Source organism: Treponema sp. (assembly GCF_051883275.1).
In the GTDB taxonomy this organism is placed as follows: Bacteria; Spirochaetota; Spirochaetia; order Treponematales; family Treponemataceae; genus Treponema_D.
Genome location: NZ_JBJETK010000036.1, coordinates 1 through 15,165 on the forward strand (window position 1 = coordinate 1; position 15,165 = coordinate 15,165).

Sequence of the window (15,165 nt, forward strand, 5' to 3'; positions counted from 1 at the left end):
CGAGTCAGAGTACCACATTTCAGATATTTATATCATGACATCTTGTTTCGGAATCCATGCAGTTACAAGACACAGATGCTGAAACGAGTTCAGCATGACAAGGGTGCACAGACAGCGTGGCGGTGGGCATTGGGTGGGCACAGTCATTCCGAACTTGTTTCTGAATCCATGCGGTTACAAGACACAGATGCTGAACAAGTTCAGCATTGACAGGGGTGGGGCAGACAGCGTGGCGGTGGACATTGGGTGGGCACAGTCATTCCGAACTTGTTTCGGAATCCATGCAGTTACAAGACACGGATGCTGAAACGAGTTCAGCATGACAGTGGGCTTTTCGGCATTACAAAAAGGGTGTATTTATAAAATTCTAAGGGCAGTTTAAAGACAGCATACAAAACATATTGACATTCATCTATGTATTCCGCTATTCTTACCTCAACATATAGACAAACATCTATATATAAACCACCGCAGGACGACACTGCGGTTTTTGAGGTAAAACTATGACGACACAAAATGCGGCGGAACTTTGCCGGGCGTTGGGCGATGAAAACAGGCTTAAAATCATCGAACTTCTGACACAGGGCGAACAGTGCGCGTGCAGGCTTCTTGAAAAATTCAACATAACGCAGCCGACGCTTTCACACCATATAAAAATTCTTTCCGAATGCGGACTTGTAAAAAGCAGGCGCGACGGAAAATGGACTCATTATTCGATAAACTGCGAAACGTTCAGGGAATTCAAGCGGTATTTTGAGGCGGTGGAATGTTGTAGAAATTCTGACTGCCAGTGCGGAGATTGATATGTGGGATTTTATTCAGAACGAGATTTTGGGGATGAAGTGGCTGTATGCGCTTATTCGGCGTGGTGTGGAGGCGGTCGGGCTTTCGGCTGAGTCAAAAATTGGAGGGGCGGCGGCGTTTTTTGTGTTCGACATCATCAAGATTTCGCTACTTTTATGCGTGCTGATTTTTTTGATTTCGTTCATTCAGTCGTTCTTTCCGCCTGAGAAAAGCAGAAAGATTATGGGGAGGTTCGGCGGTATGGGCGCCCGGATTATTGCCGCGCTTTTGGGAACTGTTACGCCGTTCTGCTCGTGTTCGTCAATTCCGATTTTTATGGGGTTTACGGCAGCAGGGCTTCCGTTGGGAGTTACGTTCAGCTTTTTAATTTCATCGCCGATGGTCGATTTGGGTTCGCTTGTGGTTCTGATGAGCGTGTTCGGGTGGAAAACTGCCGTTTTGTATGTCGTGTTCGGGCTTGTGATTGCGGTGGCTGGCGGTTCGCTGATTGAAAGGCTTCATCTTGAGGGCGAGATTGCAGATTTTATTCGGAACGCAGGGAATTGTCCGCAGGCTGAACTTCCAGAGCAGAGCCTTGCGATGAAAGAACGCGTAAAGTCCGCTTTTGACAAAATGCGCGAAACGCTCTGGAAACTTTTTCCGTATATTCTGGCAGGAGTTGCGCTCGGTGCGTTCATTCACAACTGGATTCCTGAGGGGTGGATTTCTGCGGCGCTAGGAAACAAAAATCCGTTCGGCGTACTTCTGGCGGTTGCGTGCGGCATTCCGATGTACGCGGACATTTTCGGCTGCATTCCCATTGCGGAGGCACTTCTTTTTAAGGGCGCGGCGCTTGGCGTGGTCTTAAGTTTTATGATGGCGGTTACGACACTGAGCCTTCCAAGCCTTGTGATGCTTTCAAAGGCAGTAAAGCCGCGGCTGCTTGCGGTTTTTACGGCAATCTGTATTGTGGGAATTGTTGCGGCGGGGTATGTGTTCAATGCGGTGCAAGGGGTGATGTAGAAGGGTAATGTGGGAAATTAAAAATTCGGGAAATCCTGTTTTTATGGTTTTTCGCTAGAATATGATATATTATATATATGACGGAGGTACAATATGTCAGATGCAGCCTTTGAAGATTTTACAAAACAAGTTCTCAATCTTTCTTACGAACAGACACTTACTTTAATGGAAAAAATGCTTGAATCATTAAAGACAAAACGAAGGGAAGAAAATTATCCTGAAATGGAAAAAAATATTGCCAGAAGTTCAATGAACACGATGTGGGAGGAACTGAAAAATGACACATGGTGAAATCTGGACAATAGATTTTGGCATTCCGGCCGGAAGCCTGCCTTCAAAAATTCGTCCTGCGGTTATGTTGTAAAATTAATTGAAAATAAATAGGTTAAACCGACACATAGTTATTTTGACTGTACATTTGGCAGTCTAGGAGATAAAACATGATTCAATTTTTAGAATTTGCAGAAAAAGTACTTGAAACTTCTGAAACACCTTTAATATATCAAGATATATGGAAAAAAGGTATAGAAATGGGTTTGGACAAAGTATTGTCTACAACAGGAAAAACTCCTTGGCAAACTTTAGGTGCAAGGCTTTTTTGCGAAGTGAGAGATAATTCAAATTCAAAATTTACTAAAGTTGGAAAAAGACCTGCCAAATTCTTTTTAAAATCTAAAATGCATCTTCTATCTTCTGAAATGATTGAAAATATTGATAAAGAGGAAAACATTCTAATAAAAAAAGAGAATACCTCATATACAGAAAGACAATTACACCCATTGTTAAATTATTTTGCATATACAAATACTTCATTTAATAATGGGAAAGCGATTCTTACTAAAACTATTTTTCATGAAAAATCAAAAAAAGACGGTTTAAATGAATGGATTCATCCAGATATTGTGGGTGTATATATTCCTATAGAAGATTGGAATTCTGAAATAATTGAATTAAATAAAATCATCAATTCAAACTCAATAGAATTGCTTTCTTTTGAAATGAAAAAAGAAATAAATCGTTCGAATTATAGAGAATATTTTTTTCAGGCAGTATCAAATTCTTCATGGGCAAATGAAGGATATTTAGTTGCTGCTAAAATAACAGATGATGATGAGTTAATGAATGAATTAGAAAGGCTGTCATCTGCTTTTGGCATAGGTATTATAAAATTGGATTTAGATGATATAGATTCTTCCACAGTTCTATTTCATTCTAAAAAGAAAAAAGAATTAGATTGGGAAACAATGAATAAACTTTGTGAAATAAACTCAGATTTTAAGAAATTTATCCAAGATGTAAAAATAGATTTTGATTCAAAAAGGATTCACAAATCTGAATACGATGAAATTTTATCAGAACCAGAAAGTTATATAAATAAAATAAGAAAAAGCACATAACGAGGTTTTAAAACCAATAAAAATCGTTTTTACCTTATTTTGAAATATTCAGGAGCAACAAAAATGCAAATAAACACTATCGAAATCTTAGGGCGGGAAGGCTGTCGGACTTGCAGTACGATGTATCAGACTGTCATCGACATTATGGCAGAAAAGAACATTCCGGCGGACATCCGTCACACAACGGACTTGGAAAAAATTATGTCGCTCGGCGTGATGAGCCTTCCCGGAGTCGTGATTAACGGCAAGGTCGTTTCGTACGGAAAGAAGCTTTCAAAAGAGGAACTGGAACGGCTGATTGACGGCGTGATTGAAGAGTAAAATTACATTGCAATGCAAAAACTTCCGATTTTTACAGACTTTTCGCATTACAATGCGAAAACTTATTGATTTTACAGACTTTTTGCATTACAATGCAAATAAATGGAAAATTCGATAAGCATAACACGGCAGAATGGTCTCAAAAATCTTCTTCTTTTCAAGGACAAGGAAGTTATAAAGGTAATTACCGGAGTAAGAAGGTGCGGAAAGTCCACTCTGCTTGAACAGTTTAAAAATCATCTTCTGGAAAACGGCACAAAAGAAAGCCAGATTGTCTATATCAATTTTGAGGACTACGAAAACCGCCTGCTCTTGGAAACTGATAATTTTTACGCATACATAAAAGCAAGTATTATCGAAAATAAAAGAATGTACCTTCTGTTCGACGAAATTCAGCAGGTCAGGGATTTCCAAAAAGTCGTGGACAGTTTTTACATCAAAAAAAACATAGACATTTATCTTACAGGCTCAAATTCAAACCTGCTTTCCGGGGAACTGGCAACACTTCTTACAGGGCGCTATGTTGAAATAAAAATGCAGCCGTTCAGCATTCGGGAATTTATGGAAGCGGCGAAAATTACCTCAAGACAGGAAGCGTACCGCAAATACATCGAAACAAGTTCGTTTCCTTACACTGTTCAGCTTCTTGAAAATCCCGATGCCGTAAAAATATATCTTGAGGGCGTTTACAATTCGATTATCGTAAAAGACATTCTGAACAGAAAAAAAATCAACGACATAAAAATTCTCACAAGCATTACGCAGTTTGTTTTTGACAACATCGGGCTGGAACTTTCTTCAAAGCGGATTGCAGACACGCTCACTTCAAACGGGCGCAAGATAGATTCACGGACGGTGGAAAACTACATTTCTGCTCTCACCGACACTTTTATCATCTACAAAGCAGAACGCTACAATATCAAAGGAAAGGAATACTTGAAGTCGCTTGAAAAATACTACATCTGCGACCTGGGCTTGAGAAATGCACTTCTCGGGAAAAAAGCGATAGACACAGGGCATATTCTTGAAAACATCGTTTATCTTGAACTTGTACGGCGCGGCTATGCTGTTTATGTTGGAAAAATTGACAGCCTTGAAGTTGATTTTGTCGCCCAGAATGAAGACGGAAACCTGTACATTCAGGTTGCGGCAAGCGTAAGGGATGAAGCAACGCTCCAGAGGGAACTGAAGCCGCTTATGGCAATCCGCGATTCCTACAAAAAAATCATTCTCACTTTGGACGACGACCCCGAAGCCGACTACAACGGCATAAAGCGAATGAACGCAGTAGACTGGCTTTTAGAGGACGGAAAATAAGAACAATGAACTCAAAAGACACCACAACTCCGCCAAAACTAACCGCCGCATTTATCTGTGTTCACAATTCATGCAGAAGCCAGATTGCAGAGGCGCTCGCAAAGCAATTTGCCTCAGACCGCTACGAATTTTATTCTGCCGGAACTGAAACAAAACCGCGCATAAATCAGGATGCAGTCCGTCTTGTAAAAGAACTGTACGGAATTGATATGGAAAAGAACGGTCAGAAAAGCAAGCTTCTTTCCGCGCTTCCACCGGTAGATATTGTGATTACGATGGGCTGTAACGTCCGCTGTCCTTTTTTGCCGTGCAAAACCCGAGAGGACTGGGGACTTGCCGATCCCACAGGCAAGAGCGACGAAAAATTCATCGCGGTAATAAAGGAAATCGAGCGCAAGGTTCGGGAGCGGTTCTGCGAAAACTGACGGCGACTGCGTGTGTTTCAGACCTTGATTTTGCACATTCAGATTATTCAATGGTTTTATAGTTTCTTTTTATTTATTCGTGCGGAGGCTTAATCCCCCCCCCGATTCTTGCGGAGAGGTGTTGATTGAAAAAAATCCGCGCGGCAGATATACTTTATAAATCTATTTATCTATTCTAATACCTACAGGGGATTTGTCGTCTATGAAAAAAAATCACAGCGCGGTGAAAAATCTGTTTCTTATCGGCATTGTTCCGCTTCTTATCGTTGCTCTTTTCTCAAGCCTTTCTTCCCGTTTTATTACTAATTCGCTCATCAATCAGAAAGTCAAGACAGAAGCTTCCAATGGAATTCAAAAGCTTTGCGGCGAAATTATGGCTGTTCTTGCGCCGGACATTGCGAACATCAAGACGCTTGCTTCTCTTGGAAGCCGCTCCGACGATTCCGCCCTTATTCATACGGTGATAAAATCGCTTGATCACAGTCCTTACACTGATTCCGTATATTACGCTACAAAAAAATCACGCTTTGAGGGCGGCGTTTATGCGGACAGTTCAGACTGGATTCCTGACGAGGACTACGAGCCTTCCGAAGAGGACTGGTTCAAGGATATTTCTGCAAGAGGTTCGGGCGGAAATTTTGTCTACCAGGAACCGCTTTATGACGAGGCGACCGGCTTTATCACGCTGACTCTTGCAAAGGCAGTGTTCAGCGCCGGTCAGCTTAAGGGCGTTGTGGGCGCGGATTTTACGATAGATGCTTTCTGCGACCTTGCAAATTCTATGAACATTTCAAAAAACGGCATAGTGCATATAATCAACAGGCAGGGCATTCTTCTTACAAGCACGGAGCGCGAGGAAATCCTAAAGCGCAATTATTTTGACAGGAACAAGATTGCCGGCGGTTCTTTTGACCGCAAGGAGTATCTTGACGGAACTCCAAAGTCGATTATAAAGGGCGACTCCTACTACGCCGTTGCTCCTCTGGGCGATACTCCGTGGTTTGCGGTTGCGCAGGGACCGATGAGCGACTTTACCGGAAAAATCCGCCTGTACAGCCTTCTTATAACTGTCCTTCAGATTGTTCTGTGCGTTGCAAGCGCGGTGTTCATTTCGTACAAGATTAACAAAAATCAGGAAAAGGAGCGCGTTCTTGGCGCAAGGCTCTTTGAGGAAACGCAAAATCTTGTTGTTGCGGCAAAGGAAAATTCCGCTACTTCGCAGGATCAGTCTGCGGCGGTAAAGGAAATTGTTGCCACGATGGAAGACTCCAATGCTCTTTCGGAAAATATTTCTTCAAAAATCAAAGACGTTTCTTCCGTTGCAAGCCGTACTTCTTTGTCCGTAAGCGAAGGCAAGGTGTTCCTCCAGAGCAATGTAGAAAAGCTCCTTGAAATTTCAGACACGAACCGCCGCACTATTGCGGACATTCAGGCTCTTTCTGCAAAGATAGACAGCATCTGGGAAATCGTAACGTTCATTACGAATGTTGCTGACCAGGCAAAAATCATTGCGTTCAACGCAGACCTTGAGGCAAGTTCAGCCGGAGAAGCCGGAAAGAATTTCTACATCGTTTCGTCGGAAATCAGGCGGCTTGCTGACGGAATTATCGAGGGAACGCGCGAAATCAAGGAAAAAATCAGCGAAATACAGCAGTCCTCGGATAATCTCATTCTTGCAAGCGAAAGCGGTACTGAAAAAATCAACGAAGGCTGCAACACTGCAAAAGACCTTGAAAAGAAATTTGAGGACATCCGCATTGCCGCAGAGATTACCGCTGATTCTACCAAGGACATTACGACTATTATCCGCCAGCAGACTGTTTCTTCCGAGCAGATTCTTGTTGCGCTGAAGCAGATTTCCGCCGGCGTTGAAAGTTTTACTTCCGCAACGGAAAACATTTCTTCCTCGTCTGCGAACATCAAGATGATTGCAGAGGATTTGAACAATGAGCAGTCAGGAAATGCCTAGAGTGTCGGGGTTTCTTAAAAAAGCGGAAGAATGTAAGCGCGCAGAAAAAGCTCCTGGAAAGTCAGGAGTTCCACTTCCGGCTTCTGTTCCTTCTTCCCTTTCAGAAAATGCGGACTGTTCCGGCGGCGTCGAAATCACGGAAGTTCCCGAAGTTCCTGATATTCCTGATGTGCCGAAGGAAAAATACATTCTGTTCGAGGTTCTGCCGGGGATTACGTATGCGCTTTTGTCTGCAGACTGCGCTGAAATTCTAAAATCCTGCGCCGTCTATCCGCTTCCGTTCGTTCCGCCTTACGTTGAAGGCATTGTAAACAGGCGCGGAAGTCCGTATACGGTCATAAACGCAGGAAAACTTCTCTGCCCTTCTTCCGCTTGTGATGAGGAACAGAAAAATGTTCTTCTTGTTACGGCAGGTGAAGGTCAGATTGCGCTTGACATTCACAAAATCGCAGACTATGCGGAAATTCCGGCAGACTGCTTTAAGCCGGATGAGTCCGAAAGCTTAAGGCGCGGAACTATTACGGTTGATGAATCGGCTGTTGCCGTTCTTGATATACAGGCGCTTGAGTCAATGCTTGAAAAAGATTTAGCCCGGCAATAGCGTTTTTGGTGTTTTGGTATTTGGAGCGATTATGAGAATTCTGATTGCAGATAATTCTGCGGTAATTCGTACTCTTCTTGAAGAATATTTTGCACAGGACGGCGGAATTACGACTGTTTCGTCTGTTCCGTGCAGTGCCGATGTTGCAGGAATTATCCGCCGCAAGTTACCTGATATTGTGCTTTTCGGTGCGGAAACAGATTTTCCGGGCGGTTTTTCAGAGGCGCAGTCGGCTGCATTTTCGCTTCATATTCCTGTCGTTCTTTTTCTTAAAGACGGCGTCTGCGTTTCTCCTGCTGTTTCTTCCGCGGCGGCGGACTGTATTGTAAAGCCGGATCTTTCTAAAAATCAGGATTCTTTCTTTTTTGAGCTGTGCAGAAAACTAAAGGAAATAAGCAGCCGTTCTTCCGTGCTCAAGCCGCACGGTGAGGAAAAAAACGTTTTGAAAGAAAAGTTTAAGGTTGTGTGCATAGGCGCTTCTACAGGAGGTCCTACTGCGGTTGCGGAAGTTCTTGCCGGTCTTGGCGAAAATTTTTCGCTTCCGGTGCTTTTCGTTCAGCATATTGAAAAAGGCTCGGACATAAAAATGGCGCAGTGGTTCGCCTCTGTCTGCCGGAACATTCGTTTCTGCCTTGCGGAAGACGGAACTGTTCCTGAGCCGGGAACTGTGTATATGGCGCCTGCGGACAGGCATCTTGCCGTTGTTCAGGAAAAGCCGGACTCTTCACCTGTCCTTCGCCTTTCTGACGAACCGGAGGAACTTTTTTTGCGCCCTGCGGTGAACAAGCTTTTCCGCTCCTGCGCAGAAGTTTACCGTTCAGCGTGCCTTGCTGTCATTATGACAGGAATGGGGCGCGACGGTGCAGACGGATGCAGGAAAATCGTTGAGGCCGGCGGTTATACTATTGCGGAAGACAAGTCTACGTGCGCCGTATTCGGAATGCCGGCTGCGGCAATAGAAACTGGCGGTGCTACGGAGGTTCTTCCGCGCGGAGAGATTGCCCAGCAGATTTTGTTTTTGACAGGGAGCTATAATGACCGCTGATGAAAAGACTTTACGGACAATTCTTTCCCGGATTACAGGCTGCTCCGGCATAATTCCTTCAGGAAGCCATCTTGACGGAATAAAAGCGTATATCGAAAAACGCTGCCGTGCGCTGGGCTTTTCATCTGCGGAGGATTTTCTTGCGCTTCTTGAAAAAGACGGCGGAGAATTTACTGCCCTTGTAAATGAAGCTACGATAAACGAAACTTATTTTTTCCGCGAAGAAAAACAGTTCGACCTTCTGCGGGGCTTTTTTACGCAAAAGTTTTTTTGCCGCCGTCCGGTGCGTATATGGTCTGCGGCGTGTTCAAGCGGAGAAGAAGCCTGGTCTCTTGCGCTTCTTGCCCGTTCGTGCGGCACGGAATGTATTGTTCACGGAAGCGACCTGAACACGCAGAAAATAAAAGAAGCGGAAAACGGCGCATACAGTAAAAAATCCCTGCGCGGCATAGACGGAAAGAAATTTCATTTTATGCTTGAACCGTTTATGCGTTCCGACGGAACAATTCATCTTGACAAAGCCGCTTTTCCGAACGTTTCGTTTTCTGCCGTAAACCTGCTTTCTCTTGCAGACGGCGCGCAGACAGTCAACGTTTCTGAAAAGCAGGACATAATTTTTGCGCGTAACGTATTTATTTATTTTTCGCGTGAGGTGCGTGCGCGCATTATTGCGACTCTTGCGGAGCGGCTTTCGGACGAAGGGATTTTGTTCCTTTCGATTGGCGAAATCGCTTCGTTCGATGCGGCTGTTACACCGCCCTGTCTTGAAAAATGCAGCTTCGGGGACATTTATTTTTTCAGAAAGAAAAAGGACTTGCTATGAGCGAAACGATACGGATTTTCAAAGAAAGCTGCGCTAAAAAAACGGCTGAACTTCAGAAACTTCTCCCTGAAATAAAAAAAGACGAGTCAGGAACGCTTCTTCTCCAAAGCCTTAACCTTCTGAAATCAATCAGCCTTGATTGCAGGCTGCTTTCGTTTAATTCGCTTCACCGCCTTTTGGAAGCTGTTTTTGAGATTTTCTATGCGGTTAAGGAAAAGACGATTTTAATGACAGCGGCAACAGAGCAGTTTCTTGGCAGTATGCTCCAGAGCATTGCGGAACTGAATGAGTCCGCCGGAAAAAATACAGATGATGAAACCTGCACTGCGCTTGTAAGAAAATGCAGCCGCTTTCTTTCCGGCGAAATGATTACTGACGGAAAAACTCAGCCGGTGGAAGACGACGTCAATTTGACTGAAAAAGTAAACCAGAATGTTGAAATCAGCATAGAGTCGGTGAATGCGCTTGAGTCTGCCCTTGATTCGCTTGCCGTTCAGAAATCACGGTGCAGGACGCTTGCAGAATCGTTTTCGCCGGACGAAAAAAGCGCACTTTTCCACAGCCAGGATATATTGAAAAAACAGCTTCTTCACGAACTTTACGGAATTGAATACCAGATACGCCAGCTTCAGGATATGGTTTTTGCATTGCGAAGAATTCCTGTTCAGAATGTCCTTGACGGACTTAAAAAACTTTCCGTACCGGGAAAGAACATTGAATTTTCAATAGACCGTTCCGATGTCTGCGTGGACAGGGATTTAATTCTTCCGCTTGAGCACATTCTTGAACTTCTTTTGCAGAATGCCGTTTCGTTCGGCTTAAAGGACTCTGAGCGCGGCGTTATTTCCGTGTCCTGCGAAAAAAACGGAAGCAGTGCTGTCCTTACTTTTAAAGATGACGGCTGTGGAATTGACGTTGAGCTTTTGGAAAAGCAGATTCTTGCCGCGTACCCGGAACGTGCCGCAGAAATTGCGGAGATGGGGCGCGATGAAATCCTTGCGTTTCTTTTTCAGCCGGGATTTACAGGCGAACACGGACTTGATGAAGTCTGGAGCCGTCTTGAAAAAATCAAGGGGCATATAAAAATCGAATCTTCCGTTGCGGAAGGCACGTCGTTCATCCTTCAGTTTCCTCTTTCTATCCGTATGGAACCGGGATTTTTTATTTTTGACTCCGGCGCTTCGTATTTTATTCCGTCGCAGTTTGTCGTTGATACGGTTTACCGTGCGCAGTCTGAATTCAAGACTGACTTTGACAGAACGTACATCACTGTTGACGGTCAGGATATTCCTGTGTACGCGCTTTCTTCCCTGCTTTCTGCAAATCATTCTTCCGCAGGAATTTCTGGAGAGCCGCCTATTGTCATTGTGGAATATCTTGAGCTTCGGCTTGGAATTATCGTTGAGCGGATTACGGGATTTGTTGACGTAACGGTGAAACCGCTTCCGCCGTCATTCAAAAAGTCGCTTGCGCTTCAGGGCGTTGTTCTTAATGAGTCAAATGATTTTGTTCCTGTCCTTTACGTTCCTGATTTAATCAGAAGGTTCCGCGAACTCAGGGGATATAACCTTAAAAAGAAAAAGGTTCTTGCCGGCAAAAAAATGCGGAGCGCCCTTGTGGTCGATTCAAGCAGTGCAACAAGGCAGATTTTATGTTCCGCGTTCAAAAAAGAAGGCTTCCTTGTTGAAGAAGCTTCCGATGGAATTGACGCGCTTGAAAAACTTAAAGTGTCGCCGTTTGAACTTATCGTTTCTGCGCGGAATATGCCGCGTATGGACGGAATTACGCTTCTTGACAACGTAAAGCGTCTTGAAAATGCCCGGAATACTCCGTTTGTTATGCTTCTTCCTGACGATGAATTTTCTGCCCGGAACGAGGCGCTTCAGGCCGGTGCAAAAGCCGTCTTGAGCAAAAAGAAATTCAGCAGAAATGACCTGATGCAGTGCATAAGCACGATTTTATAATTTTACTGGAGATTATATGAAAAGAAGAATTCTGATACTTGAGCAGTCGGATGCCGTTCAGTCTGTTTTTTCAAAACACTTGCAGGAATATGACTGTGCTTTTTTCTCCGACGACGATATTGAATGTGTCGTAAAAAAAATTATTTCGTTTGTTCCTGAACTTGTGCTTGTAAATTCGTTTTTCGGTGTTTCTTCCGGTTTTTCGACTGTCCGAATGCTCAGGGAAATTCCGTATTTTGCTTCCGTAAAAATGCGCGTTTATTCCTGCACCAAAAACTGTTTTGACCGCTACTACGCTGCTTCAAGCGGTGCGGAATTTTTTACCTGCCTTACAGAGCCTTCGCTTGAAAAAAATATCGAGGAACTTCTAAAACTTCCGGAAGAGCCTTCAGTTCAGGAACAGACCGTAAAAAAAGGCTCGGAATTTCTTGAAAAAAATCAAGCGCACTGTGCCGGCGCTGCTGCCTGGTGGGATGACATTTCCAAAAGAGCAGTCCTTGATTCAATTTTTAAGCTGATACAGCCGGACACAAATGTTCCTTCCGCCGCAGAAAAATATCTTAATATGATTGCGCAGATTTGCCGTGCGCCGGCTTCTGCCCTGTTCATAAAAAGTGACGGAAAAATCCGCTGTTTTGCCGTATGCGCACAGCAGGCGGACAAAAAGGAAACTGACGATTTTCTTTCTGTTGCAAAAGCTGACTATGAGGCGGAATGTCTTGACGGAAAAAACTGTGCCGTAGTTCCGGAATTTCTTTCTGCCGATAAAACGTTTGAGCAGTTCTGCACGCCGTCACTTCCGTTTTCCGCCTGCCATTATGCTGTCCTTAAAGATTCGCAGGGAAACAAAATCGGCACTGTTCACAGCGTAGCCTGCTCAAAATTCCGGCGCGAACAGATTACGCTTTTTGATTACGCCGCAAAAAAAGCGGGCGCAATTTTCCAGATGATTCTTGCGTTTGAAAAAAAGATTTTCTTTGAACGGAACATTCGCAAGGCATTCAACCGCTTTGTTCCTGAGCAGATTATTGACGATCTTGTAAAAAGCGCAGGCAACGGAGAAAACGTTTCTGCCGGAGAAAAAAGGCGCGTCGCAGTCCTTTTCAGCGACATCCGCTCCTTCACCAACATAAGCGAAGTGAACAAGCCTGAAGTTCTCGTAGATTTTCTGAACAGGTATTTTACGATTATGGTTGACATAATAAAAAAGTACGGCGGAACAGTTGATAAATTTATCGGTGATGCGATTATGGCGCTGTTCGGCTCTCCTGTAAGCTATGTGGACAATGCGCGCCGTGCAGTTGCCGCAGCGTACGAAATGCGCCGCGCACTTCCGTCAGTGCCGCTTGGAAATCTTGTCCTTCCTGAACAGATGAAATTCAATATCGGAATAGGCATTCACTACGGAGATGTAATTGCCGGTTCAATCGGCTCTAAAGACAAGACTGACTACACTGTTATCGGGGATTCCGTAAACCTTGCTTCCCGGCTTGAAGGTCTTACAAAAACTTATGGAACGCAGGTTCTTGTAAGTGATGCGGTGCGCGCAGAATTTTCAGACGATGAATTTGAGTTCCGCTATCTTGATGACGTAAAAGTAAAGGGAAAAAAGGAATCTGTTGCGATTTTTGCGGTGGACAGAAGCCCTGAAGAATTTTCTGCCGCCTACAAGGATAACTACAAAAAGGGAACTGACCTTTACAAGCAGGGACTGTGGAATCTTGCGCTGCACTATTTTTCTGCCTGCCTTTCTGAATATCCAGACGACAAGGCGAGCGCGCTGATGCTTTCGCGGTGCAATGATTTTATAGAAAATCCGCCTGAAAACTGGGACGGAGCAGTTGCGTTTACGGCAAAATAGCCTGAGCGGAATTCGGGAAACTTTGAATTTCATCTTGCACTAAAAAATCAAAAGCTGTATATTCATTTTTGCGCAGTTTATGATTCCTCATAATTCTCCTGCGCATTATAAATTAAAATTCTTATGGAGGACGCTGTATGCTTTTCTGCCCGGCGTGTTTAAAAAAATTCTTTTTATGGGTGTTCCGCGAGCTTGAGGACTATAAGCTGCTTCTCAGGAATATACCTTCACCTGTTGTTTCAATTTTCATTCTTTCGATTGTATGCGCAAATCTCATGGCAAACAAGGAGCTTGTGAATTTTAAATTCATTGCGCTGGACTGTGGATTTGCATTCAGCTGGATTATGTTTTTGTGCATGGACGTAATCTGCCGGCGGTGGGGAGCGCGCGCTTCGATCAAGGTGTCGCTGCTTGCGCTTGCGATGAATCTTTGTGTATGCGCAATGTTTGCCGTTCTTTCAAAGGCGCCGGGAAAATGGGGCGAATATTATGCCTCTGGAAATTCGATTGTCAATGATGCCCTGAACAGCACCTTTGGAGGCTCCTGGTATGTTGTCCTTGGTTCTTCGGCGGCGTTTGTTTTGTCTTCTGTTGTAAATGCGCTTGTGAATGATGCGCTCGGTGCGGTGGTTCGCAGCAGGGGATTTTTTTCGTTTGCATTTCGCTCTTATATTTCAACGGGCGTGGCGCAGTTCGCTGACAATCTTGTTTTTGCGCTCATTGTTTCAAAAGTTTTTTTCGGCTGGACGTGGACACAGGTTTTTATCTGTTCTGCGATAGCGGCTGTGTTCGAGCTTTTGTGCGAAGTCGCTTTTTCGGGGCTGGGCTACAGGATAGTCTGCAACTGGGAAAAGGAAAATGTCGGGCAGGAATACATCAATGGTCATTCGTGAAAATTCTATTTCAGCAGAGGGAAGGGCAGAATGAAAGTTTTGATTACCGGCACAAGCAGCGGAATCGGCAGAGCCTGCGCGTTGAAATTCCTTGCTGAAAAAAACACTGTCATTGGTCTGGACAAAAATGCCAACACTGTTTCGCGTGAGTTGTCCGCGGAAAATGCTCCGCTTTACACCCATATTGTCTGTGATATTTCGGACAGGGATTCTCTGCCTGAAATTGAAGGCGTTGAAATTCTTGTAAACAATGCCGGAGTTCAGGGCGGATGCAATGTGTGTGCTGATGACATAAAAGTGAATCTTATGGGCACGATTTTTGTCACTGAAAAATACGCATTTCAGCCTGAAATAAAATCTGTTCTGTTCAATGCTTCTGTTTCTGCGCTCACTGGAAATGAGTTTGCCTCTTATGCGGCGTCCAAGGCTGGAGTTGTGGGCTACATGAAAAACTGCGCGATTCGGCTTGCAAATGAATTTCATGCTGTCTGCAATGCGCTGTGCTTCGGCGGTGTGGAAACCGAGCTTAACGGACATGTTATGCGCGATGAGATTCTGTGGAAAAAGATAATGGATGTTACGCCTTTAAAGCGGTGGGCATCTGCGGAAGAAGCTGCTGAATGGATTTATTTTATGTGCGCCGTAAATAAATTCTGCACAGGGCAGGCGATTGAAATTTCAGGCGGCGAAAGAAACTGCGCTGATTTATTTGTCTGGTAAAGTTTAAATCTGCCCCGAAAACC

Annotated in this window: 15 protein-coding genes; all 15 read left to right on the forward strand. The window is 44.3% G+C overall.

The window, feature by feature from the left end; translation table 11 throughout:
* Window positions 1-503: 503 nt before the first annotated feature.
* The 15 genes from ACI4L0_RS05260 (at window position 504) to ACI4L0_RS05330 (ending at window position 15,142) form a co-directional block, all read left to right on the forward strand.
* Complete coding sequence (locus tag ACI4L0_RS05260; protein ID WP_439799116.1) at window positions 504-803, forward strand: ArsR/SmtB family transcription factor; 300 nt, start codon at window positions 504-506, stop codon at window positions 801-803.
* A gap of 1 nt (window position 804) precedes the next feature.
* On the forward strand, window positions 805-1,806 hold the full coding sequence (locus ACI4L0_RS05265) for a permease (protein ID WP_439799117.1): 1,002 nt from the start codon (window positions 805-807) through the stop codon (window positions 1,804-1,806).
* A gap of 93 nt (window positions 1,807-1,899) precedes the next feature.
* Complete coding sequence (locus ACI4L0_RS05270; RefSeq protein WP_439799118.1) at window positions 1,900-2,097, forward strand: hypothetical protein; 198 nt, start codon at window positions 1,900-1,902, stop codon at window positions 2,095-2,097.
* Window positions 2,098-2,246: 149 nt separating this feature from the next.
* Window positions 2,247-3,203 carry a COG2958 family protein gene (locus tag ACI4L0_RS05275; RefSeq protein ID WP_439799119.1) on the forward strand — a complete coding sequence of 319 codons (957 nt, stop codon included), beginning with the start codon at window positions 2,247-2,249 and terminating at the stop codon, window positions 3,201-3,203.
* 63 nt (window positions 3,204-3,266) lie between these two features.
* On the forward strand, window positions 3,267-3,524 hold the full coding sequence (locus tag ACI4L0_RS05280; protein WP_439799120.1) for a thioredoxin family protein: 258 nt from the start codon (window positions 3,267-3,269) through the stop codon (window positions 3,522-3,524).
* 102 nt (window positions 3,525-3,626) lie between these two features.
* Window positions 3,627-4,841, forward strand: coding sequence for an ATP-binding protein (locus tag ACI4L0_RS05285; protein ID WP_439799121.1), 1,215 nt, complete (start codon window positions 3,627-3,629; stop codon window positions 4,839-4,841).
* A gap of 5 nt (window positions 4,842-4,846) precedes the next feature.
* Window positions 4,847-5,266 carry an arsenate reductase ArsC gene (locus tag ACI4L0_RS05290; RefSeq protein ID WP_439799122.1) on the forward strand — a complete coding sequence of 140 codons (420 nt, stop codon included), beginning with the start codon at window positions 4,847-4,849 and terminating at the stop codon, window positions 5,264-5,266.
* Window positions 5,267-5,468: 202 nt separating this feature from the next.
* The gene (locus ACI4L0_RS05295; RefSeq protein WP_439799123.1) at window positions 5,469-7,235 is read left to right on the forward strand and encodes a methyl-accepting chemotaxis protein; all 1,767 of its coding nucleotides are present in this window, start codon (window positions 5,469-5,471) and stop codon (window positions 7,233-7,235) included.
* A complete protein-coding gene (locus tag ACI4L0_RS05300) occupies window positions 7,213-7,836 on the forward strand; it encodes a chemotaxis protein CheW (RefSeq protein ID WP_439799124.1) in 624 nt (207 codons plus the stop codon). The genes ACI4L0_RS05295 and ACI4L0_RS05300 overlap by 23 nt, the downstream gene beginning before the upstream one ends.
* A 31-nt stretch (window positions 7,837-7,867) precedes the next feature.
* Entirely contained in the window at window positions 7,868-8,881 is a 1,014-nt protein-coding gene (locus ACI4L0_RS05305) for a chemotaxis protein CheB (protein WP_439799125.1), read from the forward strand.
* Entirely contained in the window at window positions 8,871-9,704 is an 834-nt protein-coding gene (locus ACI4L0_RS05310) for a CheR family methyltransferase (RefSeq protein WP_439799126.1), read from the forward strand. The genes ACI4L0_RS05305 and ACI4L0_RS05310 overlap by 11 nt, the downstream gene beginning before the upstream one ends.
* Window positions 9,701-11,668, forward strand: a complete 1,968-nt coding sequence (locus ACI4L0_RS05315; protein WP_439799127.1) for a response regulator — start codon at window positions 9,701-9,703, stop codon at window positions 11,666-11,668. Before ACI4L0_RS05310 ends, ACI4L0_RS05315 begins: the two co-directional genes overlap by 4 nt.
* Before the next feature lie 16 nt (window positions 11,669-11,684).
* Window positions 11,685-13,529, forward strand: coding sequence for an adenylate/guanylate cyclase domain-containing protein (locus ACI4L0_RS05320; RefSeq protein ID WP_439799128.1), 1,845 nt, complete (start codon window positions 11,685-11,687; stop codon window positions 13,527-13,529).
* Window positions 13,530-13,666: 137 nt separating this feature from the next.
* Entirely contained in the window at window positions 13,667-14,422 is a 756-nt protein-coding gene (locus tag ACI4L0_RS05325; protein WP_439799129.1) for a VUT family protein, read from the forward strand.
* A gap of 30 nt (window positions 14,423-14,452) precedes the next feature.
* Entirely contained in the window at window positions 14,453-15,142 is a 690-nt protein-coding gene (locus tag ACI4L0_RS05330) for an SDR family NAD(P)-dependent oxidoreductase (protein WP_439799130.1), read from the forward strand.
* Window positions 15,143-15,165: the final 23 nt, after the last annotated feature.

Bases quoted from the DNA above. Each gene is read 5' to 3' on its own strand.
- ACI4L0_RS05260 (WP_439799116.1), top strand. From the start codon at position 504: ATGACGACACAAAATGCGGCGGAACTTTGCCGGGCGTTGGGCGATGAA.
- ACI4L0_RS05300 (WP_439799124.1), top strand. From the start codon at position 7,213: ATGAGCAGTCAGGAAATGCCTAGAGTGTCGGGGTTTCTTAAAAAAGCG.
- ACI4L0_RS05270 (WP_439799118.1), top strand. From the start codon at position 1,900: ATGTCAGATGCAGCCTTTGAAGATTTTACAAAACAAGTTCTCAATCTT.
- ACI4L0_RS05310 (WP_439799126.1), top strand. From the start codon at position 8,871: ATGACCGCTGATGAAAAGACTTTACGGACAATTCTTTCCCGGATTACA.
- ACI4L0_RS05280 (WP_439799120.1), top strand. From the start codon at position 3,267: ATGCAAATAAACACTATCGAAATCTTAGGGCGGGAAGGCTGTCGGACT.
- ACI4L0_RS05290 (WP_439799122.1), top strand. From the start codon at position 4,847: ATGAACTCAAAAGACACCACAACTCCGCCAAAACTAACCGCCGCATTT.
- ACI4L0_RS05315 (WP_439799127.1), top strand. From the start codon at position 9,701: ATGAGCGAAACGATACGGATTTTCAAAGAAAGCTGCGCTAAAAAAACG.
- ACI4L0_RS05285 (WP_439799121.1), top strand. From the start codon at position 3,627: ATGGAAAATTCGATAAGCATAACACGGCAGAATGGTCTCAAAAATCTT.
- ACI4L0_RS05320 (WP_439799128.1), top strand. From the start codon at position 11,685: ATGAAAAGAAGAATTCTGATACTTGAGCAGTCGGATGCCGTTCAGTCT.
- ACI4L0_RS05325 (WP_439799129.1), top strand. From the start codon at position 13,667: ATGCTTTTCTGCCCGGCGTGTTTAAAAAAATTCTTTTTATGGGTGTTC.
- ACI4L0_RS05295 (WP_439799123.1), top strand. From the start codon at position 5,469: ATGAAAAAAAATCACAGCGCGGTGAAAAATCTGTTTCTTATCGGCATT.
- ACI4L0_RS05275 (WP_439799119.1), top strand. From the start codon at position 2,247: ATGATTCAATTTTTAGAATTTGCAGAAAAAGTACTTGAAACTTCTGAA.
- ACI4L0_RS05265 (WP_439799117.1), top strand. From the start codon at position 805: ATGTGGGATTTTATTCAGAACGAGATTTTGGGGATGAAGTGGCTGTAT.
- ACI4L0_RS05305 (WP_439799125.1), top strand. From the start codon at position 7,868: ATGAGAATTCTGATTGCAGATAATTCTGCGGTAATTCGTACTCTTCTT.
- ACI4L0_RS05330 (WP_439799130.1), top strand. From the start codon at position 14,453: ATGAAAGTTTTGATTACCGGCACAAGCAGCGGAATCGGCAGAGCCTGC.